Annotated in this window: 29 protein-coding genes; 15 read left to right on the top strand and 14 right to left on the bottom strand. The window is 54.8% G+C overall.

Annotated features, from left to right (window positions below):
- Window positions 1-663, top strand: a complete 663-nt coding sequence (gene pmrA / locus ACOTX4_RS00460; RefSeq protein WP_003861819.1) for a two-component system response regulator PmrA — start codon at window positions 1-3, stop codon at window positions 661-663.
- Entirely contained in the window at window positions 660-1703 is a 1044-nt protein-coding gene (gene pmrB / locus ACOTX4_RS00455) for a two-component system sensor histidine kinase PmrB (protein ID WP_003861821.1), read from the top strand. The genes pmrA and pmrB overlap by 4 nt, the downstream gene beginning before the upstream one ends.
- Window positions 1704-1735: 32 nt before the next feature.
- Here pmrB and cgtA read toward each other — a convergent pair whose 3' ends face one another.
- From cgtA to rplU, 4 genes are all read right to left on the bottom strand, one after another.
- On the bottom strand, window positions 1736-2911 hold the full coding sequence (cgtA, locus tag ACOTX4_RS00450; protein ID WP_003861823.1) for an Obg family GTPase CgtA: 1176 nt from the start codon (window positions 2909-2911) through the stop codon (window positions 1736-1738).
- A 15-nt stretch (window positions 2912-2926) separates the two neighbouring features.
- Window positions 2927-3892, bottom strand: coding sequence for a DMT family transporter (locus ACOTX4_RS00445; RefSeq protein ID WP_003861826.1), 966 nt, complete (start codon window positions 3890-3892; stop codon window positions 2927-2929).
- A 95-nt stretch (window positions 3893-3987) separates the two neighbouring features.
- Window positions 3988-4245 (bottom strand): 50S ribosomal protein L27, encoded by a 258-nt coding sequence (gene rpmA, locus ACOTX4_RS00440; protein WP_003861831.1) that lies wholly within the window; start codon window positions 4243-4245, stop codon window positions 3988-3990.
- 19 nt (window positions 4246-4264) lie between these two features.
- Window positions 4265-4576: a 50S ribosomal protein L21 gene (gene rplU / locus ACOTX4_RS00435; RefSeq protein WP_003025032.1), complete on the bottom strand. Its 312-nt coding sequence runs from the start codon at window positions 4574-4576 to the stop codon at window positions 4265-4267.
- Window positions 4577-4833: 257 nt separating this feature from the next.
- On the opposite strand from rplU, the gene ispB reads away from it, so the two are divergent.
- Together ispB and sfsB are read left to right on the top strand one after the other, a co-directional pair.
- Entirely contained in the window at window positions 4834-5805 is a 972-nt protein-coding gene (gene ispB, locus ACOTX4_RS00430; RefSeq protein WP_003861833.1) for an octaprenyl diphosphate synthase, read from the top strand.
- Between the two features lie 228 nt (window positions 5806-6033).
- A complete protein-coding gene (gene sfsB / locus ACOTX4_RS00425) occupies window positions 6034-6321 on the top strand; it encodes a DNA-binding transcriptional regulator SfsB (RefSeq protein WP_017382732.1) in 288 nt (95 codons plus the stop codon).
- Window positions 6322-6384: 63 nt separating this feature from the next.
- Here sfsB and murA read toward each other — a convergent pair whose 3' ends face one another.
- The 7 genes from murA to mlaF all read right to left on the bottom strand — a co-directional run bounded on the left by murA (window position 6385) and on the right by mlaF (window position 11178).
- Window positions 6385-7644, bottom strand: a complete 1260-nt coding sequence (gene murA / locus ACOTX4_RS00420; protein WP_006812128.1) for a UDP-N-acetylglucosamine 1-carboxyvinyltransferase — start codon at window positions 7642-7644, stop codon at window positions 6385-6387.
- A 50-nt stretch (window positions 7645-7694) separates the two neighbouring features.
- The gene (gene ibaG / locus ACOTX4_RS00415; protein WP_003861840.1) at window positions 7695-7949 is read right to left on the bottom strand and encodes a BolA family iron metabolism protein IbaG; all 255 of its coding nucleotides are present in this window, start codon (window positions 7947-7949) and stop codon (window positions 7695-7697) included.
- Between the two features lie 126 nt (window positions 7950-8075).
- The gene (mlaB, locus tag ACOTX4_RS00410) at window positions 8076-8369 is read right to left on the bottom strand and encodes a lipid asymmetry maintenance protein MlaB (protein ID WP_003861843.1); all 294 of its coding nucleotides are present in this window, start codon (window positions 8367-8369) and stop codon (window positions 8076-8078) included.
- The gene (gene mlaC / locus ACOTX4_RS00405) at window positions 8369-9004 is read right to left on the bottom strand and encodes a phospholipid-binding protein MlaC (protein WP_003861845.1); all 636 of its coding nucleotides are present in this window, start codon (window positions 9002-9004) and stop codon (window positions 8369-8371) included. The genes mlaB and mlaC overlap by 1 nt, the downstream gene beginning before the upstream one ends.
- Window positions 9005-9022: 18 nt before the next feature.
- Entirely contained in the window at window positions 9023-9571 is a 549-nt protein-coding gene (gene mlaD / locus ACOTX4_RS00400) for an outer membrane lipid asymmetry maintenance protein MlaD (protein WP_003861847.1), read from the bottom strand.
- Window positions 9572-9575: 4 nt separating this feature from the next.
- Window positions 9576-10358 carry a lipid asymmetry maintenance ABC transporter permease subunit MlaE gene (mlaE, locus tag ACOTX4_RS00395; protein WP_003861848.1) on the bottom strand — a complete coding sequence of 261 codons (783 nt, stop codon included), beginning with the start codon at window positions 10356-10358 and terminating at the stop codon, window positions 9576-9578.
- Between the two features lie 7 nt (window positions 10359-10365).
- The gene (mlaF, locus tag ACOTX4_RS00390; protein WP_003861850.1) at window positions 10366-11178 is read right to left on the bottom strand and encodes a phospholipid ABC transporter ATP-binding protein MlaF; all 813 of its coding nucleotides are present in this window, start codon (window positions 11176-11178) and stop codon (window positions 10366-10368) included.
- 227 nt (window positions 11179-11405) lie between these two features.
- On the opposite strand from mlaF, the gene ACOTX4_RS00385 reads away from it, so the two are divergent.
- The 11 genes from ACOTX4_RS00385 (at window position 11406) to npr (ending at window position 19325) form a co-directional block, all read left to right on the top strand.
- Window positions 11406-12383 (top strand): calcium/sodium antiporter, encoded by a 978-nt coding sequence (locus ACOTX4_RS00385; RefSeq protein ID WP_003861852.1) that lies wholly within the window; start codon window positions 11406-11408, stop codon window positions 12381-12383.
- A gap of 13 nt (window positions 12384-12396) precedes the next feature.
- The gene (gene kdsD / locus ACOTX4_RS00380) at window positions 12397-13383 is read left to right on the top strand and encodes an arabinose-5-phosphate isomerase KdsD (RefSeq protein ID WP_003861853.1); all 987 of its coding nucleotides are present in this window, start codon (window positions 12397-12399) and stop codon (window positions 13381-13383) included.
- Between the two features lie 14 nt (window positions 13384-13397).
- A complete protein-coding gene (kdsC, locus tag ACOTX4_RS00375) occupies window positions 13398-13964 on the top strand; it encodes a 3-deoxy-manno-octulosonate-8-phosphatase KdsC (RefSeq protein WP_003861856.1) in 567 nt (188 codons plus the stop codon).
- Complete coding sequence (gene lptC / locus ACOTX4_RS00370; RefSeq protein WP_003861858.1) at window positions 13961-14536, top strand: LPS export ABC transporter periplasmic protein LptC; 576 nt, start codon at window positions 13961-13963, stop codon at window positions 14534-14536. Before kdsC ends, lptC begins: the two co-directional genes overlap by 4 nt.
- On the top strand, window positions 14505-15059 hold the full coding sequence (gene lptA, locus ACOTX4_RS00365) for a lipopolysaccharide ABC transporter substrate-binding protein LptA (protein ID WP_003861860.1): 555 nt from the start codon (window positions 14505-14507) through the stop codon (window positions 15057-15059). Before lptC ends, lptA begins: the two co-directional genes overlap by 32 nt.
- A 6-nt stretch (window positions 15060-15065) precedes the next feature.
- Window positions 15066-15791, top strand: coding sequence for an LPS export ABC transporter ATP-binding protein (gene lptB / locus ACOTX4_RS00360; RefSeq protein WP_003861862.1), 726 nt, complete (start codon window positions 15066-15068; stop codon window positions 15789-15791).
- A gap of 47 nt (window positions 15792-15838) precedes the next feature.
- Entirely contained in the window at window positions 15839-17272 is a 1434-nt protein-coding gene (gene rpoN, locus ACOTX4_RS00355) for an RNA polymerase factor sigma-54 (RefSeq protein WP_003861864.1), read from the top strand.
- Between the two features lie 22 nt (window positions 17273-17294).
- The gene (gene hpf / locus ACOTX4_RS00350; RefSeq protein ID WP_003861866.1) at window positions 17295-17582 is read left to right on the top strand and encodes a ribosome hibernation promoting factor; all 288 of its coding nucleotides are present in this window, start codon (window positions 17295-17297) and stop codon (window positions 17580-17582) included.
- 82 nt (window positions 17583-17664) lie between these two features.
- Window positions 17665-18156 carry a PTS IIA-like nitrogen regulatory protein PtsN gene (ptsN, locus tag ACOTX4_RS00345; RefSeq protein WP_003861869.1) on the top strand — a complete coding sequence of 164 codons (492 nt, stop codon included), beginning with the start codon at window positions 17665-17667 and terminating at the stop codon, window positions 18154-18156.
- 45 nt (window positions 18157-18201) lie between these two features.
- On the top strand, window positions 18202-19056 hold the full coding sequence (gene rapZ / locus ACOTX4_RS00340) for an RNase adapter RapZ (protein ID WP_003861870.1): 855 nt from the start codon (window positions 18202-18204) through the stop codon (window positions 19054-19056).
- Window positions 19053-19325 (top strand): PTS phosphocarrier protein NPr, encoded by a 273-nt coding sequence (gene npr, locus ACOTX4_RS00335; protein WP_003861872.1) that lies wholly within the window; start codon window positions 19053-19055, stop codon window positions 19323-19325. Before rapZ ends, npr begins: the two co-directional genes overlap by 4 nt.
- 39 nt (window positions 19326-19364) lie before the next feature.
- Here npr and mtgA read toward each other — a convergent pair whose 3' ends face one another.
- From mtgA to arcB, 3 genes are all read right to left on the bottom strand, one after another.
- Window positions 19365-20090, bottom strand: a complete 726-nt coding sequence (gene mtgA, locus ACOTX4_RS00330) for a monofunctional biosynthetic peptidoglycan transglycosylase (RefSeq protein ID WP_045331541.1) — start codon at window positions 20088-20090, stop codon at window positions 19365-19367.
- Window positions 20087-20740: an isoprenoid biosynthesis glyoxalase ElbB gene (gene elbB / locus ACOTX4_RS00325; RefSeq protein ID WP_045331540.1), complete on the bottom strand. Its 654-nt coding sequence runs from the start codon at window positions 20738-20740 to the stop codon at window positions 20087-20089. The genes mtgA and elbB overlap by 4 nt, the downstream gene beginning before the upstream one ends.
- Window positions 20741-20972: 232 nt before the next feature.
- On the bottom strand, window positions 20973-23306 hold the full coding sequence (gene arcB / locus ACOTX4_RS00320) for an aerobic respiration two-component sensor histidine kinase ArcB (protein ID WP_045331539.1): 2334 nt from the start codon (window positions 23304-23306) through the stop codon (window positions 20973-20975).
- Between the last annotated feature and the right edge of the window lie 15 nt (window positions 23307-23321).

The following is a 23321-nucleotide window of genomic DNA, read 5'->3' as shown; positions in this document are numbered from 1 at the left end:
ATGAAACTACTGATAGTTGAAGACGATCTGTTATTGCAGGAAGGGTTAGCGCTGGCGCTGGGCAATGAGGGCTACGCCCTGGATTGTGCCGCCACGGCCGCTGAAGCAGATGCCCTGATCCAGAGCGGTGAATACAGCCTGGTGATCCTGGATTTGGGACTGCCGGATAAAGACGGCGCGACGCTGCTCTGCCAGTGGCGTCGTCGCGGAGTGGAGAATCCCGTATTGATTCTCACCGCCCGCGATGCCATTGAAGACAGAATTAACGGGCTTGATTCTGGCGCTGACGATTATCTGGTAAAACCCTTCGCCCTTGCCGAGCTACAGGCTCGCGTACGGGCGTTGATCCGCCGCTATCAGGGCCACAGCGACAACCTACTGACGGACGGGGATATTACCCTCAATCTGCAAACTCAGCAGGTGCTGCGCCAGTCTCAGCCTGTGGAAGTGACCCCAAAAGAGTTCGCTCTGCTGACGCGCCTGATCATGCGCAGCGGGCAGACCGTGCACCGTGAAACGCTGCAACAGGACATCTACTCCTGGCAGGACGATCCAGGATCAAACACGCTTGAAGTTCATATTCATAATCTGCGCCGCAAGCTCGGTAAAGATCGCATCAAAACCGTACGCGGCGTGGGTTACCGTCTGGAGAGCCAGAAATGAACAGTATGCGCCGGCGATTAATGGTGTTGCTGGCGGTTATTCTGCTATTTTTTCAACTCATTAGCGTAGTCTGGCTGTGGCATGAGAGCCGCGAGCAGATCGGTTTTCTGGTGAACGAAACGTTGTCCGCTAAAGCACGCAACAACCATGTCGAAAAAGAGATCCGCGAAGCCATTGCCTCCCTGCTGGTCCCTTCACTGGTGATGGTCGGTTTTACCCTGCTCTTCTCATTCTGGGCAGTCACATGGATCACCCGACCACTCAACAAACTTCGCGCCAGCCTTGCGAACCGTTCGGCGGATAATCTGACTCCCCTGCCGATGTATTCTGATATGGAAGAGATAGGCGCAGTAACCACGTCCCTCAACCAACTCCTCGCCCGGCTGGACCACACTATTCAACAGGAACGCCTGTTTACCGCCGATGCGGCACACGAGTTACGTACGCCGCTGGCGGGGATTAGGCTCCATCTGGAACTGATGGCTCAGTCCGGTTCCCCGCAGGCCACGCCACTGATAAACCGGATCGATCAGCTGATGCACACGGTGGAACAGCTGCTGATGCTGGCGCGTGCCGGACAGGCGATGGCCAGCGGCCATTACGATACCGTGAACTGGACTGAGTCGATCATTGCTCCGCTTAGCCTGGAGCATGAAGCCAAAGAGCATACGGTATTATGGCCGGCCCACAGCACGCTGACGGTACAGGGGGACGCCGTCCTGTTACGTCTGATGCTAAGGAACCTTCTGGAGAATGCCGCCCGTTACAGCCCGGCAGGCACAACCATTGAAGTGGCATTAACAGCGACGGAGGGGGGTACCCGGGTGAGCGTTACCGATCAGGGGCCGGGTATTGATGAGGCGCACCGCCAGTCGATCACCGAACCTTTCCGACGTCTCGACCAGCGCTACGGCGGCAGCGGCCTTGGGCTGAGCATCGTACAGCGTATCGTACAGCTCCATCATGGTCATTTAACGCTGGAGAACGGCGCTGAGGGCGGCCTCATCGCCAGCTGTTGGTTACCGACGAAAATAGGATAAAAAAAGCCCCGTTAAGGGGCTTTATACAGGGGTTAGTGCTTGTAGATGAACTCGACGCCTTCTTCGTCGTCTTCATCCCAGTCATCGTCCCAGTCTTCATCATCTTCTTCCGCTTCCAGCTCTTCGAGCTGCTGGCGGTGGTAGTCATCCCACATGAATTCGACTTTTTCAGGCTGTTTCGCCTCTTCTGCCTGAACAACCGGATTCTCGATGATAAAGGTCATCACATCCCAGCAGAGATCTTTCACGCCAACCTGGCTGGCGGCAGAGATCAGATAGTACTTATCTTCCCAACCCATCGCTTCGGCAATCGCTTTAGCTTTCGCTTCAGCTTCCGCTTTGTCCATCAGGTCGATCTTGTTGAATACCAGCCAGCGCGGTTTTTGCGCCAGTTTTTCACTGTATTTCTCCAGCTCGCCGATAATGATACGAGCGTTTTCAACCGGATCGGAACCATCGATTGGATCGATGTCGATGAGGTGCAACAGTACGCGGCAACGCTCAAGGTGCTTCAGGAAGCGAATACCCAGACCGGCGCCTTCTGCAGCCCCTTCAATCAGACCCGGGATGTCAGCGACCACGAAGCTCTTCTCGTTATCCATACGGACAACGCCCAGGCTCGGTACCAGCGTCGTAAACGGATAATCTGCCACTTTTGGTTTCGCCGCAGAGACCGCACGGATAAACGTCGATTTACCGGCGTTTGGCATGCCCAGCATCCCCACATCCGCCAGCAGCATCAGTTCCAGTTGCAGGTCGCGCTTATCACCCGGGGTACCCATGGTTTTCTGACGCGGGGTACGGTTAACGGAAGATTTGAAACGGCTGTTACCCAGACCGTGCCAGCCGCCTTTCGCCACCATCAGGCGCTGACCGTGTTTGGTCATATCACCCATGGTTTCGCCCGTACCCTGATCGATGACACGCGTACCCACCGGCACTTTGATCGTCACGTCTTTACCGCGTTTACCGGTACAGTCGCGGCTCTGGCCGTTCTGGCCACGCTCGGCGCGGAAAGATTTTTCGAAACGGTAGTCGATCAGCGTGTTGAGGTTTTCATCCGCCTCCAGCCACACGTCGCCACCGTCCCCACCGTCACCGCCGTCAGGACCGCCACGAGGAATATATTTTTCACGGCGGAAGCTTACACAACCGTTACCGCCATCACCTGCCACGACCAGGATCGTCGCTTCATCAACAAACTTCATTTTACTCTCCGTAACTCATTCGCCTGAGCGGGGGACTATTACAACCGCTTCATTTTTGCGCCAACGCCCCCAGAGACGATGACCAATGGCGGAATACATCGCGCCCGCAACCACGACAAACGCACCGAGATAACCCAACAGGTTGAGCATCGGCTTGACGAAGACATCGGGCCAGGCCATTGATAACAAATCTGAAAATAACAGCGTAAACAGCGGGGTAAGCGTGATTAAGGCGCTCACCTGTGCTGCCTGCCAGCGCGCCATGGCTTCAGCCAGCGCGCCATAACCGACCAGCGTATTCAGCCCACAAAAAATGAGGCACGCCAGTTGCCAGTCGCTGAGCTGGGTAATTACACCCGGCTTCGCTAAAGGCAATAATGCCAGTGTACACAAAGTGTACAGCAAAAAGAGGATCTGCTGTGAGGCAAGACGGCGCAATAACACCTTTTGCGCGACGCCATAACTCACCCAGACCGTTGCTGCGCCCACCCCAAAAATGACACCCCAGGTGTAATCCGTCAGGCGGGTAAAAATCTCAATCAGGCTGGTGTTAAAGAACATCACCAGCCCGCAAAGCAGCATACTTGCCCCGATGATCTGCGTGCCGCGCATCTTCTCCTTGAGGATGAATACGCTGGCGACCATCATGCCGACCGGTGAAAGCTGACCAATCACCTGCGACGCTGTAGGGCTAAGATATTGCAGGGAAGAGCTGAACAGAATGAAGTTACCGAACAGACCGCCCGTCGCGATAGCCAGTAACACCAGCCAACGCGGTTTTCGAAAGATGCGCAGCGGTGGCAGCTTACCTTTGACGGCCAGAATGGCGCCCAGGCCTATGCTTGCCATCAGGAAGCGATAAAACACCACCGTCGGTGGCTCCATGACTTCCAGTACCTGCTTCATTGCAATTGGCAGCGCACCCCAGCACATTGCGGTAGTGAGCGCCAAAAGAATACCAATGCCGGCCTGCTGCTTCATGCCCGTTTTCCCTACAGAAAATTTTCCGGGTTTCCAATGTAAAAAGCCCCGCAACACGTTGCGGGGCTTTAATCCGTTACCGGACCGAGAAAACCTTACTCAGCAACGATGCTGATGTATTTACGGTTGTTCGGGCCTTTAACTTCAAATTTCACTTTACCGTCTGCTTTAGCAAACAGAGTGTGGTCACGACCGCAACCTACGTTGGTACCCGCGTGGAACTTGGTGCCACGCTGACGAACGATGATGCTACCCGCCAGAACGGATTCGCCACCGAAACGCTTAACGCCCAGGCGTTTAGCTTCTGAATCGCGACCGTTACGTGTGGAGCCGCCAGCCTTTTTATGTGCCATTTAAATCTCTCCTCAGGTCTTAGGCGCTGATGCCAGTAATTTTCACATCAGTGAACCACTGACGGTGGCCCTGCTGCTTACGATAGTGTTTACGACGACGAAACTTAACGATTTTAACTTTCTCGCCACGACCGTGAGCAACAACTTCAGCTTTGATAACGCCGCCATCAACGAAAGGAACGCCGATTTTGACTTCTTCACCGTTTGCGATCATCAGAACTTCAGCGAACTCAACAGATTCGCCAGTTGCGATGTCCAGCTTTTCCAGGCGAACGGTCTGACCTTCGCTTACTCGGTGTTGTTTACCACCACTTTGGAAAACCGCGTACATATAAACTCCGCTTCCGCGCACATCCTCGTATGATTCAGAGTGCGCTATAAATATTCACAATAGGGCGCGAATATTACGCAAAACGCGAGCCTTTGACAAGTGCTACCATCAATACATGAAGAAAAAAAACACAACACGTACGGTAACGTTTATCTGAGCCGTTTTTTCAGTACAATCAGCAATACTATTTATAAACCGAAACCCTTTGTGTACCCATCTCGTGTGGGATAAACAGGATAAAAAGCCCGGCTTTTGCGATGAATTTAGAAAAAATCAATGAGTTAACCGCGCAAGATATGGCGGGTGTGAATGCAGCAATCCTGGAGCAACTCAACTCTGACGTTCAGCTGATCAATCAGTTGGGCTATTACATCGTCAGCGGCGGCGGTAAACGTATTCGTCCGATGATTGCCATTCTGGCCGCACGCGCGGTTGGCTATCAGGGAAATGCCCATGTCACGATCGCGGCGCTGATCGAATTTATCCACACCGCCACCCTTCTTCACGACGATGTTGTGGATGAATCAGACATGCGTCGTGGCAAAGCCACCGCCAACGCCGCGTTTGGTAATGCGGCAAGCGTTCTGGTAGGCGATTTTATCTATACCCGAGCCTTCCAGATGATGACAAGCCTTGGCTCGCTGAAGGTGCTGGAAGTGATGTCAGAAGCCGTGAACGTTATCGCTGAAGGTGAAGTCCTACAGCTGATGAACGTCAACGACCCGGACATCACCGAAGAAAACTATATGCGGGTGATTTACAGCAAGACCGCACGTCTGTTCGAAGCCGCCGCGCAGTGCTCTGGCATTCTGGCTGGCTGTAGCGAAGCGGAGGAAAAAGGCCTTCAGGACTATGGCCGTTACCTCGGCACCGCGTTCCAGTTGATTGATGATTTGCTGGACTACAGCGCGGATGGCGAAACGCTCGGTAAAAACGTCGGCGATGACCTGAACGAAGGCAAGCCAACGCTGCCGCTGCTCCACGCGATGCGCAATGGTACACCAGAGCAGGCGAAAATGATCCGGGAGGCTATCGAGCAGGGAAATGGACGCCATCTTCTGGAACCGGTACTGGAAACAATGGCAATCTGCGGCTCCCTGGAATGGACGCGTCAGCGCGCTGAAGAAGAAGCGGACAAAGCCATCGCCGCTATTCAGGTCATTCCCGACAGCCCATGGCGTGATGCGCTAATCGGCCTCGCGCACATCGCCGTCCAGCGCGACCGTTAATCCCTCATCATCTCCCTGCCCCTACGCAGGGAGACTCCAGTACGCTCCAGTAAATTACATTTACGCGTAAGCCCATCGGGTTACAGGCCGTATGTATAAAGCCGTGCCTTATTCTGAATATTGCTTCTCGTAACATGAACTTTTTAGAACAGATGTTCGAAGTGAGTATAGTAATGCTGTCTTTTCACACGAAACGACGTGGACGATAACGAACACAAGGACAGCATTATGGATACAAAATTCATCGACTGGCATTCTGCTGACATTATTGCGGCACTGCGTAAAAAAGGAACTTCGCTGGCTGCCGAATCACGTCGTCATGGGCTGAGCTCGTCGACGCTGGCAAACGCCCTGACCCGCCCATGGCCGAAGGGGGAACTGATTATCGCGACGGCGCTGGATACGCATCCGTGGGTGATATGGCCGTCACGCTACCACGATCCCATCACCCATGAATTTATCGACAGAACGCGCATGATGCGCCAGAGCAAAACGAAGAAAGCGCATCAGGACTGATGCACCAGAATTGACAAGAACAGCAATCCCCCGGCCTGTTCTGGCAGGGGGGTGCCGGAATGATTACTCGCCCTTCACACGCTCGATATTTGCACCCAGCGCGCGCAGTTTATCCTCAATACGCTCGTAACCACGATCGATGTGGTAGATACGATCGACAACGGTAGTCCCTTCCGCAATACAACCTGCCAGTACGAGGCTCGCAGATGCGCGCAGATCGGTCGCCATCACCTGCGCACCGGACAGTTTTTCAACGCCGTGGCAAATTACCGTGTTGCTTTCAATCTCAGCATGCGCACCCATACGGATCAGTTCCGGTACGTGCATGAAACGGTTTTCGAAGATGGTTTCCGTGATGAAGCCCGTGCCTTCGGCCACCAGGTTCAACAGCGTGAACTGTGCCTGCATATCCGTCGGGAATGCCGGATGTGGCGCAGTACGCACGTTAACGGCTTTAGGACGCTGCCCGTGCATATCCAGGCTGATCCAGTCTTCACCGATTTCAATGTCCGCACCCGCATCGCGCAGCTTCGCCAGCACCGCATCCAGGGTATCCGGCTGGGCGTTACGGCAGACAATCTTACCGCCAGAAATGGCCGCGGCCACCAGGAAAGTGCCGGTTTCGATACGGTCTGGCAGTACGCGATACACACCGCCACCCAGACGTTCAACGCCTTCGATGGTGATACGGTCTGTGCCCTGCCCGCTGATCTTCGCTCCCAGCGCGACCAGGAAGTTTGCAGTATCCACAATCTCCGGTTCACGCGCGGCGTTTTCGATGATCGTGGTCCCTTCTGCCAGCGTAGCAGCCGACATGATGGTGACCGTTGCGCCCACGCTCACTTTGTCCATGACAATGTGCGCGCCTTTCAGACGACCATTGACGGATGCTTTAACGTAACCCTCTTCCAGCTTGATCTCCGCGCCGAGTTTTTCCAGGCCGAAGATATGCAGGTCAACGGGACGCGCGCCGATAGCGCATCCGCCCGGCAGTGAAACCTGTCCCTGACCGAAACGCGCAACCAGCGGGCCAAGCGCCCAGATGGACGCACGCATGGTTTTCACCAGCTCATACGGCGCTGAGAAGTTGTTCACGTTGCTGGCATCGATCCAGACGGAACCGTTACGCTCCACTTTGGTGCCCAACTGGCCGAGCAACTTCATGGTCGTGTCGATATCTTTCAGCTTCGGTACGTTCTGGATCTCTACCGGCTCTTCTGCGAGCAGCGCAGCGAAAAGAATGGGCAGCGCGGCGTTTTTAGCGCCAGAAATTGTGACTTCGCCCTGGAGACGCGTGGGTCCCTGTACACGAAATTTATCCATCGTTTGCTCTCTTATAAATTCAACCGTGCTGCGGGCGTTTCGCCCTCAGCTCAAAAACCGTTTAGTTTGCGATCGCGTGCCCACTCCTGTGGGGTGAACGCTTTAATCGACAGGGCGTGGATGCGGTTATCCGCAATGTATTCCATCAGCGGCGCGTACACAGCCTGCTGTTTCTTCACGCGACTCATTCCGTCGAACATCTCACCCACAGCAATAACCTGGAAGTGACTGCCATCGCCAGAGACGTGGGCTTCCTGAAGGGAGAGTGCATTCATCAGCACAGTCTGGATTTCATTATTTTCCATGGGGTCTACATCATCTGATAGTGAAAACAAGCTCAACATCTTAGAGCAAAGTGGCGCGGTCTTAAACAAGCAAAAAGCCCCGACGCGTAAACTGTCGGGGCTTTCAGAAGTAACGTACTGAAAAAATTAGCGAGGTAATACGTCTTCGGGCAAATTGTAAAGCTGTGCAAGGGTAATCACGTTATCGCTTACCCCCGTCAGGGTGACGCTACTCCCCTGCTTTTTGCCCGTGGCCACCAGGTGCGCCAGCAGGGCGATACCGGCGGTATCTACCCGCGTGACGCCATGGAGATCAATCAGCGTCACGCCCTGCATCGCGTTATGGCGAGCGTCCCACAGCGGGTTAAGCAGATCCTGATCCAGCTCTCCCGTCAGCGTCAACGTCTCGCCGTCACGCGCCCAGCTAAGCTGCTGTGACATTACTTCTTCTCGTCCAGGGTAATTTTCTGACGAGAGATGGACTGAAGCTGAGCCGTCAGGCCATCAATGCCTTTAGTGCGCAGCAGATCGCTCCACTCGTTCTGTTTAGTGGTGATCATGCTGACGCCTTCAGCGATCATGTCGTACGCCTGCCAGTTTCCGGTCTGACTGTTTTTACGCCACTGGAAGTCCAGACGAACCGGTGGACGACCGTTTGGATCGATAATCGTCACGCGAATAGGAATGATAGTGGCATCGCCCAGCGGTTGTTCAGGGGCAATCTGATAGGTCTGCCCGTGATACATCGCCAGCGCCTGGCCGTAAGCCTGTTTCAGGTATTCACGGAACGCCGCAAAGTAAGCCTCGCGCTGCGCCGGGGTCGCGTCTTTGTAGTAACGGCCCAGCACCAGTGCGCCCGCGTACTTGATCTGCACATACGGCAGCAGCTCCTGATCCACCACATCACGCAGATAATCAGGGTTAGAACGGATTTTTGGCTGTTCGTTTTTAAGACGGTCGAAGGTTTTCTTCGCGGCCTCATTCATCAGTTTGTACGGGTTACTCTGATCCGCAGCGTGCGCCGCGGTAAGAGGGGCAATGACCAGCATGGCAACCATTAACAGTCGTTTAAACATGAATAACTTCTCCTGAAATTAATTCGTCGCGCCTGGCGTCGGTTCGACGTTGGTGTGGTCTTCACTCTGCGCAGGGGCATCGTCAGACTTTTTATCATCCCCTTTACTGTTGTAAAGGAACTGACCAATCATATCTTCCAGCACCATCGCTGACTTGGTATCCTGGATTACGCTACCGTCTTTAAGGATAGTCGTTCCCAGCTCAGGATCTTCAAAACCAACGTTAAGGGCCAGATATTGCTCCCCCAGCAGGCCAGAGGTGCGGATAGAAAGCGAGCTGGTGTCCGGAATGTGGTTATAGCGCTCTTCGATATCCATCGCGACGCGCGGCAGATAGGTTTTCTCATCAAGCGTAATGTCGGCGACACGTCCGATAACGACGCCACCAATACGCACCGGTGAGCGCGCTTTCAGGCCGCCGATGTTATCGAAAGTCGCGTAGATACGGTACGTCGGCTCGGCGCGAACAGAGGTGATGTCCGCCGCTCGCAGGCAGATGAACAGCGCGGCCAGCAGCGCCAGAAGCAGAAACACGCCAACCCAAATTTCATTTTTTCTCGTTTGCATGAACTCAATTCCCAAACATCAGTGCGGTGAGCACAAAATCCAGACCTAAAACGGCCAGCGACGAATGTACGACAGTACGCGTCGTTGCACGGCTAATGCCCGCCGACGTCGGAATGGCATCGTAACCATTAAACAACGCAATCCAGGTAACCGTCACAGCGAAAACCACGCTCTTGATCAGACAGTTCACCAGATCCATCCGCAGATCGATGGCGTCCTGCATGGCAGACCAGAAGAATCCGGCATCAATGCCTTTCCAGTTAACGCCAACCAGCGCGCCTCCCCAGATACCTACCGCCACAAAGAGGATAGTCAGTAACGGCAAGGAGATAACCCCGGCCCAGAAGCGCGGCGAGATCACCCGGCGCAGCGGATCGACTGCCATCATCTCCATACTGGAGAGCTGCTCGGTGGCGCGCATCAGGCCAATTTCCGCCGTCAACGCTGACCCGGCACGCCCGGCGAACAGCAGCGCGGCAACCACCGGCCCGAGTTCACGCAGCAGCGAGAGCGCCACCAGCATGCCAAGGCTGGTTTCCGCGCTGTAGGTTGTCAGTACCAGATACCCCTGCAACCCCAGCACCATGCCAATAAACAGACCCGACACGATGATGATAAGCATCGACAGCACGCCGACGTTATAGAGCTGCCGCACCAGTAACGGCGCATGCTTGCGGAACTCCGGTTTGCCGACCAGCGCGTTGAACAACATTAATCCGGCACGCCCGAACGTACTGATGGTTTTTAGGCCACGGTGTCCAAGACCCGCCAACGCATTTAACAGCATGAGTGGCTTAACTCCCTATTCCCAGTAAATCGTCATGATAGTCGCCCGCCGGATAGCGGAAAGGCACCGGCCCATCTGCGATACCGTCCAGGAACTGCCGCACGCGCGGATCGCCATTCTCCTGCAACGCCTGCGCGCTGCCGTGGGCGACGATCTTTTTGTCAGCCACAATATAGGCGTAATCAGCGATACTCAGCACTTCCGGCACGTCGTGGGAAACCACCACGCAGGTGACGCCAAGGGCGCTGTTCAGCTCCGAAATTAACTTCACCAGCACGCCCATGGTGATGGGGTCCTGCCCGACGAACGGTTCATCGAACATGATTAAATCGGGTTCCAGGGCAATAGCACGCGCCAGCGCGGCGCGGCGCGCCATCCCACCCGAGAGTTCGGACGGCATGAGTTTCGCAGCCCCCCGCAGCCCCACGGCTTCAAGCTTCATCATCACCGTGCTGTGCAACAGCGCAGGAGGAAGATGGGTGTGCTCACGCAGCGGATAGGCCACGTTGTCAAAAACGTTCATATCGGTGAATAGCGCCCCCGACTGAAAGAGCATGCTCATCCGTTTGCGAACCGTGTAGAGGCGCGAGCGAGACATCGCCGGGACGTTTTCGCCGTCGAAGAGAATTTCGCCGCTGTCAGGGGGGATTTGCCCGCCGATAAGACGCAGCAACGTGGTTTTACCGATCCCTGACGGCCCCATGATGGCGGTGATTTTACCGCGCGGCACGGTCAGCGAAATATCATCAAATATTAACCGGTTGCCGCGAGAAAAACTGACGCCCCGGACATCGACTATATTCGCCATCGTTTGGCTCATTTATGGTTCCTTACTTACCTTGCTTCACGGCTGGCATGAAGCGTAAATCAGCCCTAAACCCCGCATTTTTACAGAATATTCACTATTGGGGTTAGCGAAAGCTGGCATTTGTTTTACTTTTCCGGCGCATAAAGTCAAAATTAGGAATTCGTCACGTCTCAGACTTCATCTGGCGCTAAAATTCGTGCGCAGTGGACCAGCGAGTATACCTGAAGAAAGGACTTTTGATGCTTTTAGCAACAGCACTGTTAATAATTGGTTTACTGTTGGTGGTCTACAGTGCTGACCGTTTGGTCTTTGCCGCATCCATTCTCTGTCGACTCATTGGCATGCCGCCCATCATTATCGGCATGACGGTGGTCAGTGTAGGCACATCGCTTCCTGAAATCATCGTTTCTGTTTCAGCCTCGTTGCATGGCCAGGTTGACCTCGCTATCGGCACCGCGATTGGCTCTAACATCGTCAATATCTTGCTGATTTTAGGCTTAGCCGCATTACTGCATCCATTTCGCGTGCATTCTGATGTTTTGCGCCGGGAATTGCCGTTAATGTTAGTCGTCAGTCTGCTGGCGGGCTATGTGCTTTATGACGGGGTGCTGAGCGTCGGTGACGGTATATTCCTGCTCGCCCTGGCCGTGATCTGGTTGCTTTACAGCGTGAAGATCGCACGTCTGGCGGAAAAACAGGGTAACGATAGCCTCACGCGTGAGCACCTCGCCGAGCTGCCCCGGGAAGGGACCTTACCCGTCGCCCTGCTGTGGCTGGGCGTCGCGCTGATTATCATGCCAATGGCCACGCGGATGGTGGTCGATAACGCGACGGTGCTGGCGAACGCGTTTGCGATGAGCGAACTGACAATCGGTCTGACGGTCATCGCTATCGGCACCAGCCTGCCAGAGCTGGCTACCGCCATCGCCGGGGCGCGTAAAGGGGAAGATGATATCGCCATCGGCAATATCATTGGCTCGAATATTTTCAATATCGCGATCGTGACGGGGCTGCCGGCATTAATCTCACCGGGGCCGTTTAACCCTATGGTCTTCACGCGCGATTACGGTGTAATGCTGCTGGTCAGCGTAATTTTCGCCCTGCTCTGCTGGCGGCGAAAAGAGCAGATCGGCAAAGGCGCAGGCGCGCTGCTGACGGGTGGATTTATCGTATGGCTGGCGATGCTGTACTGGCTTTCGCCACTTCTCTCTGGGTAAACGGAAACGCATTATGTCGCAAATAGAATTGCAGCCGGGTTTTGACTTTCAGAAAGCAGGCAAAGACGTTCTGGAGATTGAACGTGAAGGTCTGGCGCAGTTAGATCAGTACATTAATCAGGATTTTAGTCTGGCCTGTGAGAAGATGTTCTACTGCGCCGGTAAAGTCGTGGTGATGGGGATGGGCAAATCCGGCCATATCGGGCGCAAAATGGCGGCGACCTTTGCCAGTACCGGCACGTCGTCATTCTTCGTTCATCCCGGTGAAGCCGCGCACGGTGACCTCGGCATGGTTACGCCGCAGGACGTGGTTATTGCGCTGTCCAACTCCGGGGAATCGAATGAAATCCTGGCGTTGATCCCGGTGCTGAAGCGTCTGCACGTACCGCTGATTTGCATGACCAGCCGCCCGGAAAGCAGCATGGCGCGCGCGGCGGATATTCACCTGTGCGTGAAGGTGCCTAAAGAAGCCTGCCCGCTGGGGCTGGCGCCGACCTCCAGCACAACCGCCGCGCTGGTGATGGGCGATGCCCTTGCCGTTGCGCTGCTGGAAGCCCGCGGTTTTACGCCAGAAGATTTCGCCCTGTCTCACCCCGGCGGCGCGCTCGGGCGCAAACTGCTGCTGCGGGTTAACGATATTATGCACACCGGGGATGAGATCCCGCACGTCAGCAAAGAGGCCTCTTTGCGCGACGCGTTACTGGAGATCACCCGTAAAAACCTGGGCATGACGGTTATCTGCGACGATCTGATGAAGATTCAGGGCATTTTCACCGACGGCGACCTGCGCCGGGTATTCGATATGGGTGTGGATGTCCGAACGCTGGGCATCGCTGATGTAATGACACCAGGAGGGATCCGCGTCCGTCCCGGCACGCTGGCGGTAGATGTGCTGAACCTGATGCAGTCCCGTCATATTACCTCAGTGATGGTTGCCGATGGCGACCAACTGCTGGGTGTGGTACATATGCATGATCTGCTGCGCGCTGGCGTAGTGTAATGAAGGATAAGACAATGAGTAATGCGGGTGCATCCCTTGCAACCTGTTATGGCCCGGTGAGCGCCCACATGATGTCAAAGGCGGAAAATATCCGCCTGCTGATCCTCGATGTGGATGGTGTGCTCTCCGACGGTCTGATTTATATGGGCAATAACGGCGAAGAGCTGAAAGCCTTTAACGTTCGCGACGGTTACGGTATCCGCTGTGCGCTCACGTCCGGTATTGAAGTTGCAATCATCACCGGGCGGAAAGCTAAACTGGTAGAAGATCGGTGTGAAACGCTGGGCATTACGCATCTCTATCAGGGACAGTCTGATAAGATGGTAGCCTTCCGGGATTTGCTGGGAAAACTGGCCATTGCGCCAGAGAATGTGGCATACGTCGGGGATGATTTGATCGACTGGCCAGTCATGGCGGAGGTGGGTCTGAGCATCGCCGTGGCTGACGCGCACCCGCTGCTGATCCCGCGTGCTGATTACGTTACCCATATTCACGGTGGCCGTGGCGCCGTCCGTGAAGTCTGCGATCTGCTTCTGCTGGCGCAGGGCAAGCTTGATGAGGCGAAAGGGCAATCGATATGAGTAAAACCAGACGTTGGGTTATCATTCTGCTTGCGCTTGTCGCCCTGATACTGATTGGCGTAAATCTCGCTGACCGCGATGATACGCAAGCGGAAGTGGTTAACACGAGCGACCCGACCTATAAAAGCGATCACAGCGACACCGTGGTCTATAGCCCGGAAGGTGCGCTGAACTATCGCCTCGTTGCTCAGCATGTAGAATATTTTTCAGATGACGGCACCTCGTGGTTTACCCAGCCGGTCCTGACCACCTTTGATACGGACAAAGTGCCGACGTGGTCAATCAAGTCTGACCGGGCAAAACTGACAAATGACCGTATGCTTTACCTGTATGGTCACGTTGAAGTCAACGCCCTGACCGCTGACGCGCAACTGCGAAAAATTACGACGGATAACGCCCAGATCAACCTGGTCACCCAGGATGTCACGTCGCAGGATTTAGTCACCCTGTATGGCACAACATTTAATTCCAGCGGTTTAAGAATGCGCGGGAACTTACGCAGCAAAAACGCCGAGCTGATTGAAAAGGTTAGAACCTCCTATGAAATTCAAAACAAACAAACTCAGCCTTAAAGTTGTTATCGCCAGCGCGCTGCTGGCGGCCAGTCTTCCCGCGCTTGCTGTGACTGGCGACACCGAACAGCCGATTCATATTGAATCCGATACCCAGTCTCTGGATATGCAGGGTAACGTCGTCACCTTTACCGGCAACGTCGTTGTGACCCAGGGCACCATCAAAATCAACGCCGACAAAGTGGTCGTTACCCGTCCGGGCGGCGAGCAGGGGAAAGAGATTATCGATGGTTATGGCAACCCGGCCACCTTCTACCAGATGCAGGACAACGGCAAGCCGGTGAAAGGCCATGCCTCGCATATGCACTATGAACTGGCGAAGGATCTGGTCATCCTGACCGGTAATGCTTACCTGGAACAGCTGGACAGCAATATCAAAGGCGACAAGATCACTTATCTGGTGAAAGAGCAGAAAATGCAGGCCTCCAGCGAAAAAGGCAAACGCGTCACGACCGTGCTTGTGCCTTCGCAGTTGCAGGACAAGAACAACGGTCAGGCTCCGGCAAAGAAAAAGAGTAACTAATTCGTTATGGCAACTTTAACTGCAAAAAACCTCGCGAAAGCGTATAAGGGCCGCCGCGTCGTCGAAGATGTCAGTCTGACCGTCAACTCCGGCGAAATCGTGGGTTTGCTTGGCCCTAACGGCGCGGGTAAAACTACGACCTTCTACATGGTAGTGGGCATCGTCCCGCGTGACGCCGGCAACATCATTATCGATGATGAAGATATCAGCCTGCTGCCGCTGCATGCCCGCGCGCGTCGTGGCATCGGCTATCTGCCGCAGGAAGCGTCTATCTTCCGCCGCTTAAGCGTGTTCGACAACCTGATGGCCGTGCTCCAGATCCGTGACGATCTGACCAGCGAGCAGCGCACTGACCGTGCGAACGAGCTGATGGAAGAGTTTCATATTGAACACCTTCGCGACAGCCTCGGTCAGGCGCTGTCCGGTGGTGAACGCCGCCGCGTTGAGATTGCGCGCGCGCTGGCAGCAAACCCGAAATTTATCCTGCTGGATGAACCGTTTGCGGGCGTTGACCCCATCTCCGTTATCGATATCAAACGTATCATTGAACACCTGCGCGACAGCGGGCTTGGCGTACTGATCACGGACCACAACGTTCGTGAAACGCTGGCGGTGTGTGAGCGCGCCTACATAGTGAGCCAGGGCCATCTGATTGCCCACGGTACGCCGCAGCAAATCCTCGAAGATGAGCATGTTAAGCGCGTGTACCTTGGGGAAGACTTCAGACTCTGATAGGGTAGAGGTTAAGTCACGCCGAACCGGAGAAAAACGCTCTGAACATGAAGCAAGGTTTGCAATTACGGCTCAGCCAGCAACTGGCCATGACGCCGCAGCTCCAGCAGGCAATCCGTCTGTTGCAGCTGTCCACGTTAGAACTCCAGCAGGAGCTCCAGCAGGCGCTGGACAGCAATCCGCTGCTGGAGCAGACCGATCTTCATGACGAGGTAGACGCCCAGCAGACGCAGGACACAGAAACGCTCGACTCCGTAGATGCACTCGAACAGAAAGAGATGCCGGACGAACTGCCGCTGGATGCCAGCTGGGATGAAATCTACACCGCGGGTACCCCTTCCGGGACGCGTGCAGACTACCAGGACGATGAACTCCCGGTCTACCAGGGCGAAACTACCCAATCGCTTCAGGACTACCTGATGTGGCAGGTGGAGCTGACGCCTTTCTCCGATACCGATCGCGCCATTGCCACCTCGATTGTCGATGCCGTTGACGACACGGGCTATTTGACCGTGACGCTGGACGAGATTCTTGAAAGCATCGGCGATGACGAGATTGAACTGGAAGAGATCGAAGCCGTCCTGAAACGCGTTCAGCGTTTCGACCCGATTGGCGTCGCCGCGAAAGATCTGCGTGACTGCCTTCTGATCCAACTTTCGCAGTTTGCTAAAGAGACACCGTGGATTGACGAAGCCCGGCTCATCATCAGCGATCATCTGGATCTGCTGGCGAACCACGACTTCCGCACCCTGATGCGCGTCACGCGCCTGAAAGAAGAGGTGCTGAAGGAAGCGGTGAATCTGATCCAGTCGCTCGATCCGCGTCCGGGGCAGTCGATTCAGACCAGCGAACCGGAATATGTCATTCCCGATGTGCTGGTGAGAAAACACAATGGCCGCTGGGTCGTTGAACTGAACGCCGACAGCATTCCTCGCCTGCAAATCAACCAGCAATACGCCTCCATGTGCACCAGCGCCCGTAACGACGCTGATAATCAATACATTCGCAGCAACCTTCAGGAAGCACGCTGGTTGATTAAGAGTCTGGAGAGCCGTAATGACACGCTGCTGCGCGTCAGCCGCTGTATTGTCGAACAGCAGCAGGCATTCTTTGAGCAGGGCGAAGAGTTTATGAAACCGATGGTGCTGGCGGACATAGCCCAGGCCGTCGAGATGCATGAATCAACCATTTCCCGCGTGACCACGCAGAAGTATCTGCACAGCCCACGCGGTATTTTTGAGCTTAAGTATTTCTTCTCCAGCCACGTGAACACCGAAGGCGGCGGCGAAGCCTCGTCGACGGCCATTCGCGCACTGGTGAAGAAGTTGATCGCCGCGGAGAACCCCGCGAAGCCACTCAGTGACAGTAAGTTAACCACCATGCTGTCCGATCAGGGTATTATGGTGGCACGTCGTACTGTCGCGAAGTATCGAGAGTCTTTATCCATTCCGCCGTCTAACCAGCGTAAACAACTGGTTTGACACAACCGATAAGGAAGACACTATGCAGCTCAATATCACCGGACATAACGTCGAGATTACTGAGGCTTTACGCGATTTTGTAAACACTAAGTTTGCGAAACTCGAGCAGTATTTCGAGAGGATCAACCAGGTCTATGTTGTGTTGAAAGTGGAGAAAGTGACGCATATCTCGGATGCGACCCTGCACGTCAACGGAGGGGAACTCCATGCCAGTGCGGAAGGGCAAGACATGTACGCGGCTATCGACGGCTTGATTGATAAGCTTGCGAGACAGCTCAATAAACATAAAGATAAACTGAAACAACACTAATTGTCCGGGCAGTTAACGGGTGCAGGACGGCCTGTTGTGAAACACAACAGGCCATTTGTACAGTTAGCGCTTAGGTGAAATTATGATAAACAACGATTCCGCTCTTCAACTGAGCAATGTCCTTAACCAGGATTGTACCCGCAGTGGCGTTCACTGCCAGAGCAAAAAACGTGCGCTGGAAATCATCAGTGAGCTGGCCGCAAAACAGCTGGGTCTGCCGCCGCAGATCGTGTTTGAAGCCATTCTGACTCGTGAAAAAATGGGCAGTACCGGCATCGGCAATGGCATTGCGATCCCGCATGGCAAGCTGGAAGAAGATACGCTGCGTGCCGTGGGGGTGTTTGTGCAACTGGAAACGCCTATCGCTTTTGACGCCATTGATAACCAGCCTGTGGATCTGCTCTTCGCACTGCTGGTTCCTGCCGATCAGACCAAGACCCACCTGCACACGCTGTCGCTGGTTGCCAAACGTCTGGCGGATAAAACCATTTGTCGTCGACTGCGCTCAGCCCAAAGTGATGAAGAGCTTTATCAAATTATCACTGAAGCAGAAGGCAATCAGGATGAGGCATAATCGGGAAAGGGCCTTCAGAACGGCTGCCCTGAGGAGAAACGGAACATGGTGCTGATGATCGTCAGCGGTCGTTCGGGGTCCGGGAAGTCCGTGGCCCTGCGCGCGCTGGAAGACATGGGATTTTACTGTGTAGATAACCTGCCGGTAGTGTTGTTACCCGATCTGGCGCGGACGCTGGCGGACAGGCAAATCTCTGCCGCCGTCAGTATTGACGTGCGTAACATGCCGGAATCGCCGGAAATCTTCGAGCAGGCAATGAACAGCCTGCCGGAATGCTTCTCGCCTCAGCTCTTGTTCCTGGACGCTGACCGCAACACGCTGATCCGCCGTTACAGCGATACACGTCGTTTGCATCCGCTCTCCAGTAAAAATCTTTCGCTGGAAAGCGCCATCGATAAAGAGAGCGATCTGCTTGAGCCGCTGCGTTCGCGGGCCGACCTGATTGTCGACACCTCTGAAATGTCCGTCCACGAGCTGGCGGAAATGCTGCGTACGCGCTTACTCGGCAAGCGCGAGCGTGAACTGACGATGGTGTTTGAATCCTTCGGCTTTAAGCATGGCATACCTATCGATGCGGATTACGTTTTTGATGTGCGTTTCCTGCCGAACCCGCACTGGGATCCGAAACTGCGTCCGATGACCGGTCTGGATAAGCCGGTGGCGGCGTTCCTCGACCGACACACAGAAGTGCACAATTTTATCTACCAGACGCGAAGCTACCTTGAGCTATGGTTACCTATGCTGGAAACAAACAATCGTAGCTACCTGACGGTGGCGATTGGCTGTACCGGCGGTAAACATCGTTCGGTCTACATTGCCGAACAGCTGGCCGATTACTTCCGCTCACGCGGAAAGAACGTTCAGTCCCGTCATCGCACGCTGGAAAAACGCAAAACATGACCGTAAAACAGACCGTCGAAATCACCAATAAGCTGGGCATGCATGCGCGCCCGGCGATGAAGCTGTTTGAGCTGATGCAGGGTTTTGATGCTGAGGTGCTGCTGCGCAACGACGAGGGAACCGAGGCAGAAGCCAATAGCGTGATCGCCCTGCTGATGCTGGATTCTGCCAAAGGCCGCCAGATTGAAGTTGAAGCCACCGGCCCGCAGGAAGAAGAAGCGCTGGCGGCAGTGATTGCCCTGTTTAACGCCGGGTTTGACGAAGACTAACGTTCGCCATGTCGGCGGGTAGCGCTGCGCTTACCCGCCCTACATAAGATTATTTCGCTCCATAAACCCTTCCCCACCCAACTGACGCATCTGGCGCATAATCCACGCCTGGCGGCTTCGCACGTAGCCTGACGGGGTGCTGGCCTTAAAACGCAGCGGGTTCGGCAGCACGGCGGCAAGGAGTGCCGCTTCGGACATAGTCAACCTGCTGGCGGGCTTGCCAAAATAGCGCTGCGATGCCGCTTCGACGCCAAACACGCCGTCACCAAACTCCGCGATATTCAGGTAGACGGTCAAAATGCGTTTTTTGCTCCACACCGTCTCGACGCCCAGCGTCAGCCCGGCCTCCAGCCCTTTTCTCACCCAGCTGCGACCGTCCCATAAGAACAGGTTTTTTACCGTCTGCTGAGAAAGCGTTGACGCGCCGCGGACGCGGTTTTCATGACGTTCATTATGATCCAGCGCCTTCTCGATAGCCGCCACGTCAAAACCCCAGTGCTCCGGGAATTTCTGATCTTCTGCCGCAATGACCGCCAGCCCCATCCACGGGGAGATTTCATCCATGCCGACCCAGTCTGAGTGGGCAACATAGCCAAAATCACCCGAGAGCCAGGCGCTAATCTGCCGCTCTGCCATCACGGCGGAGAACGGGACGGGCAGGATGCTGAACAGCGCAATGCCTCCGCCCCAAAAAACGGTCAGGACCAGCACAATACGCAGCAGGATCCGTTTTAACCACCCGCCAGGGGATAATTTACGACTCATTCGGTAAGAACCAGCACTCTGTCCACCAGCTTTTCAATGCCTGCGGCAGCCTCAGCGATATTCTGCGCCAGCATATACGCCGGCGTGGTGATGATTTTGTTGTCCTCATCCACCACAATGTCGTCGACCGGGCATGGCACGTGCTCGCCGCCCATATCCTCGATAATTTCAGCGGTATCAATGTCGGTTCCGATCGTGAGCCGCAGCGGGAAATCAAAAATTTTCGGCAGCATGGCTGGCGCAATGCAGATAAAGCCCTGCGGCTTACCTGCTGCATGCATCGCCAGCGATAGCGCTTTCAAATCGGGATCGACATGGCACGCCGCGCCTTCTGTTGCAAACGTGCTCAGGTTTTTTGCCGCGCCAAAGCCGCCCGGCACGATGAGCGCATCAAGTTCAGCGGCATCGGCCTGTGCCAGCGGATGAATATCTCCACGCACAATACGTGCTGCTTCAATCATCACGTTACGGCTTTCCGCCATTGGCTCGCCGGTAAGATGATTCATTACGTCTGCTTGAGTTTTATCCGGCGCGAAGCAGAGAACGTCTGCCCCCTGCCGCGATAATGCCAGCAGCGTTAATACGGTTTCATGTATCTCTGAACCATCGTAAACGCCACATCCGCTCAGCACGACACCCACTTTCTTCATTCTGACGATCCTTCTAAGCAACTCGCTGAAGCACATTAAAAATTCTGATTAAAACGCTATGCTTCACACATTTCACTGATTCATGTAACAAACTGTTTAAGATTTGCTATCTTATCTGCGTGCGGCCTCAATTTTCAGGCGGCGTCCATGCGAAAACAACCCACAAAAATCAGGCGCAGCCACGATTTCCCTGGTGTTGGCGCAGTATTCGCGCACCCCGGTATAGCCGGGGTCATTTTTTTCTGGCATCTACCCAGGCTTTCAGCACTGCCACATCGTTTTGCCACTCCTGTTTCATCTCTTCGACCCAATCACCTACATTATCTTCCCAGGCAGGTAAATCAGGCGACTGAATCTGTTGGCCCAGTTGCTGGAGATGACGTAACCCGACCGATCCTGCCGCGCCTTTGATTTTATGTCCCTCTTCGACGATGCCCTTCTGGTCACGCGCCGTCAGGTTGGATTCGAGCACGTTCAGATAGCCCGGCATCATTTTTTCGAACACGGCCAGGCCATCGGTGATCAGTTTTGGTCCTACCAGATCGATATACTGCTCCAGCATGGCGGTATCCAGTATCGTTTGGGCTTTGGCGCTATCAACAGACGTCATGGTGATCTCCTCTTCATCACAGGTATCCCAGAACTTCTTGATCATCGCCGTCAGGGCAGGTACCGCCAGCGGCTTGCTGAGCACATCGTCCATTCCGGCCTCGAGGTACTCTTTTTTATCTTTCAGCACGTTTGCGGTCAACGCCACCAGCGGCGGCAGCTCGTCAGGAGCATATTTGCGCGTCAGCTCGCGGGAGATATCCAGTCCGGTCATGTCCGGTAGCTGAATATCGAGCAGCACCAGGTCGTACTCGCCCGGCGTGAACATCTCCAGCGCGGCTTTGCCGGTCATCGCCACATCCACGCTGTTACCGAGTTTTTCCAGTACCGACCGGGCGACAATGACGTTCAGCTCAATATCTTCCACCAGCAGGACGTGCAGGGCTGGCAGCGGCATATCGTCGTTCTCAAACGTATCTTCCACCTCTTCCGCTACGGCAGGCGCATGGACGGTAAGCGTAAAGGTGGAGCCTTTACCCGGCTGGCTGGCAACGGTGATATCCCCGCCCATACTTTTCGCCAGACGTTTCGACACCGCCAGGCCAATGCCCGTACCGGTCGCCGGTTTACCGCCGTGGCTGTCTTTAACCTGATAATACATGGCGAAGATCTTATCCTGCTCTTCCTGAGGAATGCCGATACCCGAGTCCTCAACTTCAAAGTGCAGCATGTCGCCTTCGTCATAGCGAATGCGCACCGCAACCTGCCCCTTCTGGGTAAACTTCACGGCATTGCTGATGAGGTTCCACAGGATCTGACGCAGCCGCGTGCCGTCCGTCACCACTTTATGCGGCAGCGGCAGCGTCGGCTCCATCACAAAGCTCAACCCTTTTTGCTGGGCCTGCAAACCTGACAGGTTCTCCAGGTCCGCAAGGAAGCCTGTAAAATCAACCGGCTGGTTGTCGAGCTGAACTTTACGGCGCTCCATCTTATCCATGTCGATAATATCATTGAAGATATTGCCAAGCGTGACCGCCGAGACGTGGATCGTTTTGAGGTATTTTTCCTGCTCGCTGGTCAGCTCGGTATCCAGCAGAATGCGGCTCAGCCCCACAATGCCATTCAGCGGGGTGCGCAGTTCATGGCTGATGGTGGAGATGAAGGTGGTCTTGTCACGGCTGGCGCGCTCCAGCGCATCCTGATAGCGCTTACGCTCGGTGATATCACGGCCAAAGCCCATCAGACCATGACGTTTACCCACCCGGTCGTAATAAGGTACTTTGCGGATCTCAAAGCAGGCTTTGCGCCCGTCGGGGTAGTCCAGCCACTGCTCATAGGTCAGCGAAACGTTATGGCGGAAGACCTTTTCATCCGTCTCCATCACTTTTGCTGCCGCCTCTTCGGAATAGACATCCTGAGGTTTCAGGTGGATCAGCTGTTTTTCGCTTTTCCCGGTCAACAGTTCCATGGCCCGGTTACAGCCGGAGAACTCTTTATCTTCATTACGGTAGAACACCAGATCCGGCGACGCATCGAGGAACGAGCGCAGGAAAGAGGATTGCTGTTCAAGCTGGATCTGCGTGACTTCACGCTCTTTCATCTCAATTTTCAGCTGCTCAAGCGTGGTCTGACGCTCGGCTTCCGCCTTCTCACGGTCTGAAATTTCCTGATTCAGCTGGGCAATGTTGTCCTTGAGCTGAACGTTGAGTTTAAGATCGCGCTCGCGCATCTCTTCCAGCTTATCCACCAGTTTCGATAAACGCTGTCGGGACTCTTCCAGCTGCTCAACCACCACGGAGAGGAAATAGACCGCCCATGGGGTGATCAGCAGGCCAAAGAAAATAGAGCGGATCACGTCGATGCTCTCGACCTGACCATGCAGAACCATGGTCACGGCCATTTGCACGACAATGGCCAGAACGACCAGCGCCAGCGCCAGCAGCATGGAAAAACGCACCAGCCCGAGCTTCATCATCAGGTCGACGTAGTACTGGGCCAGCATTCGAATTTGCTTCATAGAGGATCCCTTCAC

The organism is Enterobacter cloacae complex sp. IR5459 (assembly GCF_049238005.1).
GTDB lineage: Bacteria > Pseudomonadota > Gammaproteobacteria > Enterobacterales > Enterobacteriaceae > Enterobacter > Enterobacter hormaechei_C.
This window is presented reverse-complemented; position numbering and strand designations above follow the sequence as displayed.

Coding starts and splice junctions, on each gene's coding strand:
- pmrA (WP_003861819.1), top strand. CDS start 1: ATGAAACTACTGATAGTTGAAGACGATCTGTTATTGCAGGAAGGGTTA.
- pmrB (WP_003861821.1), top strand. CDS start 660: ATGAACAGTATGCGCCGGCGATTAATGGTGTTGCTGGCGGTTATTCTG.
- cgtA (WP_003861823.1), bottom strand. CDS start 2,911: ATGAAGTTTGTTGATGAAGCGACGATCCTGGTCGTGGCAGGTGATGGC.
- ACOTX4_RS00445 (WP_003861826.1), bottom strand. CDS start 3,892: ATGAAGCAGCAGGCCGGCATTGGTATTCTTTTGGCGCTCACTACCGCA.
- rpmA (WP_003861831.1), bottom strand. CDS start 4,245: ATGGCACATAAAAAGGCTGGCGGCTCCACACGTAACGGTCGCGATTCA.
- rplU (WP_003025032.1), bottom strand. CDS start 4,576: ATGTACGCGGTTTTCCAAAGTGGTGGTAAACAACACCGAGTAAGCGAA.
- ispB (WP_003861833.1), top strand. CDS start 4,834: ATGAATTTAGAAAAAATCAATGAGTTAACCGCGCAAGATATGGCGGGT.
- sfsB (WP_017382732.1), top strand. CDS start 6,034: ATGGATACAAAATTCATCGACTGGCATTCTGCTGACATTATTGCGGCA.
- murA (WP_006812128.1), bottom strand. CDS start 7,644: ATGGATAAATTTCGTGTACAGGGACCCACGCGTCTCCAGGGCGAAGTC.
- ibaG (WP_003861840.1), bottom strand. CDS start 7,949: ATGGAAAATAATGAAATCCAGACTGTGCTGATGAATGCACTCTCCCTT.
- mlaB (WP_003861843.1), bottom strand. CDS start 8,369: ATGTCACAGCAGCTTAGCTGGGCGCGTGACGGCGAGACGTTGACGCTG.
- mlaC (WP_003861845.1), bottom strand. CDS start 9,004: ATGTTTAAACGACTGTTAATGGTTGCCATGCTGGTCATTGCCCCTCTT.
- mlaD (WP_003861847.1), bottom strand. CDS start 9,571: ATGCAAACGAGAAAAAATGAAATTTGGGTTGGCGTGTTTCTGCTTCTG.
- mlaE (WP_003861848.1), bottom strand. CDS start 10,358: ATGCTGTTAAATGCGTTGGCGGGTCTTGGACACCGTGGCCTAAAAACC.
- mlaF (WP_003861850.1), bottom strand. CDS start 11,178: ATGAGCCAAACGATGGCGAATATAGTCGATGTCCGGGGCGTCAGTTTT.
- ACOTX4_RS00385 (WP_003861852.1), top strand. CDS start 11,406: ATGCTTTTAGCAACAGCACTGTTAATAATTGGTTTACTGTTGGTGGTC.
- kdsD (WP_003861853.1), top strand. CDS start 12,397: ATGTCGCAAATAGAATTGCAGCCGGGTTTTGACTTTCAGAAAGCAGGC.
- kdsC (WP_003861856.1), top strand. CDS start 13,398: ATGAGTAATGCGGGTGCATCCCTTGCAACCTGTTATGGCCCGGTGAGC.
- lptC (WP_003861858.1), top strand. CDS start 13,961: ATGAGTAAAACCAGACGTTGGGTTATCATTCTGCTTGCGCTTGTCGCC.
- lptA (WP_003861860.1), top strand. CDS start 14,505: ATGAAATTCAAAACAAACAAACTCAGCCTTAAAGTTGTTATCGCCAGC.
- lptB (WP_003861862.1), top strand. CDS start 15,066: ATGGCAACTTTAACTGCAAAAAACCTCGCGAAAGCGTATAAGGGCCGC.
- rpoN (WP_003861864.1), top strand. CDS start 15,839: ATGAAGCAAGGTTTGCAATTACGGCTCAGCCAGCAACTGGCCATGACG.
- hpf (WP_003861866.1), top strand. CDS start 17,295: ATGCAGCTCAATATCACCGGACATAACGTCGAGATTACTGAGGCTTTA.
- ptsN (WP_003861869.1), top strand. CDS start 17,665: ATGATAAACAACGATTCCGCTCTTCAACTGAGCAATGTCCTTAACCAG.
- rapZ (WP_003861870.1), top strand. CDS start 18,202: ATGGTGCTGATGATCGTCAGCGGTCGTTCGGGGTCCGGGAAGTCCGTG.
- npr (WP_003861872.1), top strand. CDS start 19,053: ATGACCGTAAAACAGACCGTCGAAATCACCAATAAGCTGGGCATGCAT.
- mtgA (WP_045331541.1), bottom strand. CDS start 20,090: ATGAGTCGTAAATTATCCCCTGGCGGGTGGTTAAAACGGATCCTGCTG.
- elbB (WP_045331540.1), bottom strand. CDS start 20,740: ATGAAGAAAGTGGGTGTCGTGCTGAGCGGATGTGGCGTTTACGATGGT.
- arcB (WP_045331539.1), bottom strand. CDS start 23,306: ATGAAGCAAATTCGAATGCTGGCCCAGTACTACGTCGACCTGATGATG.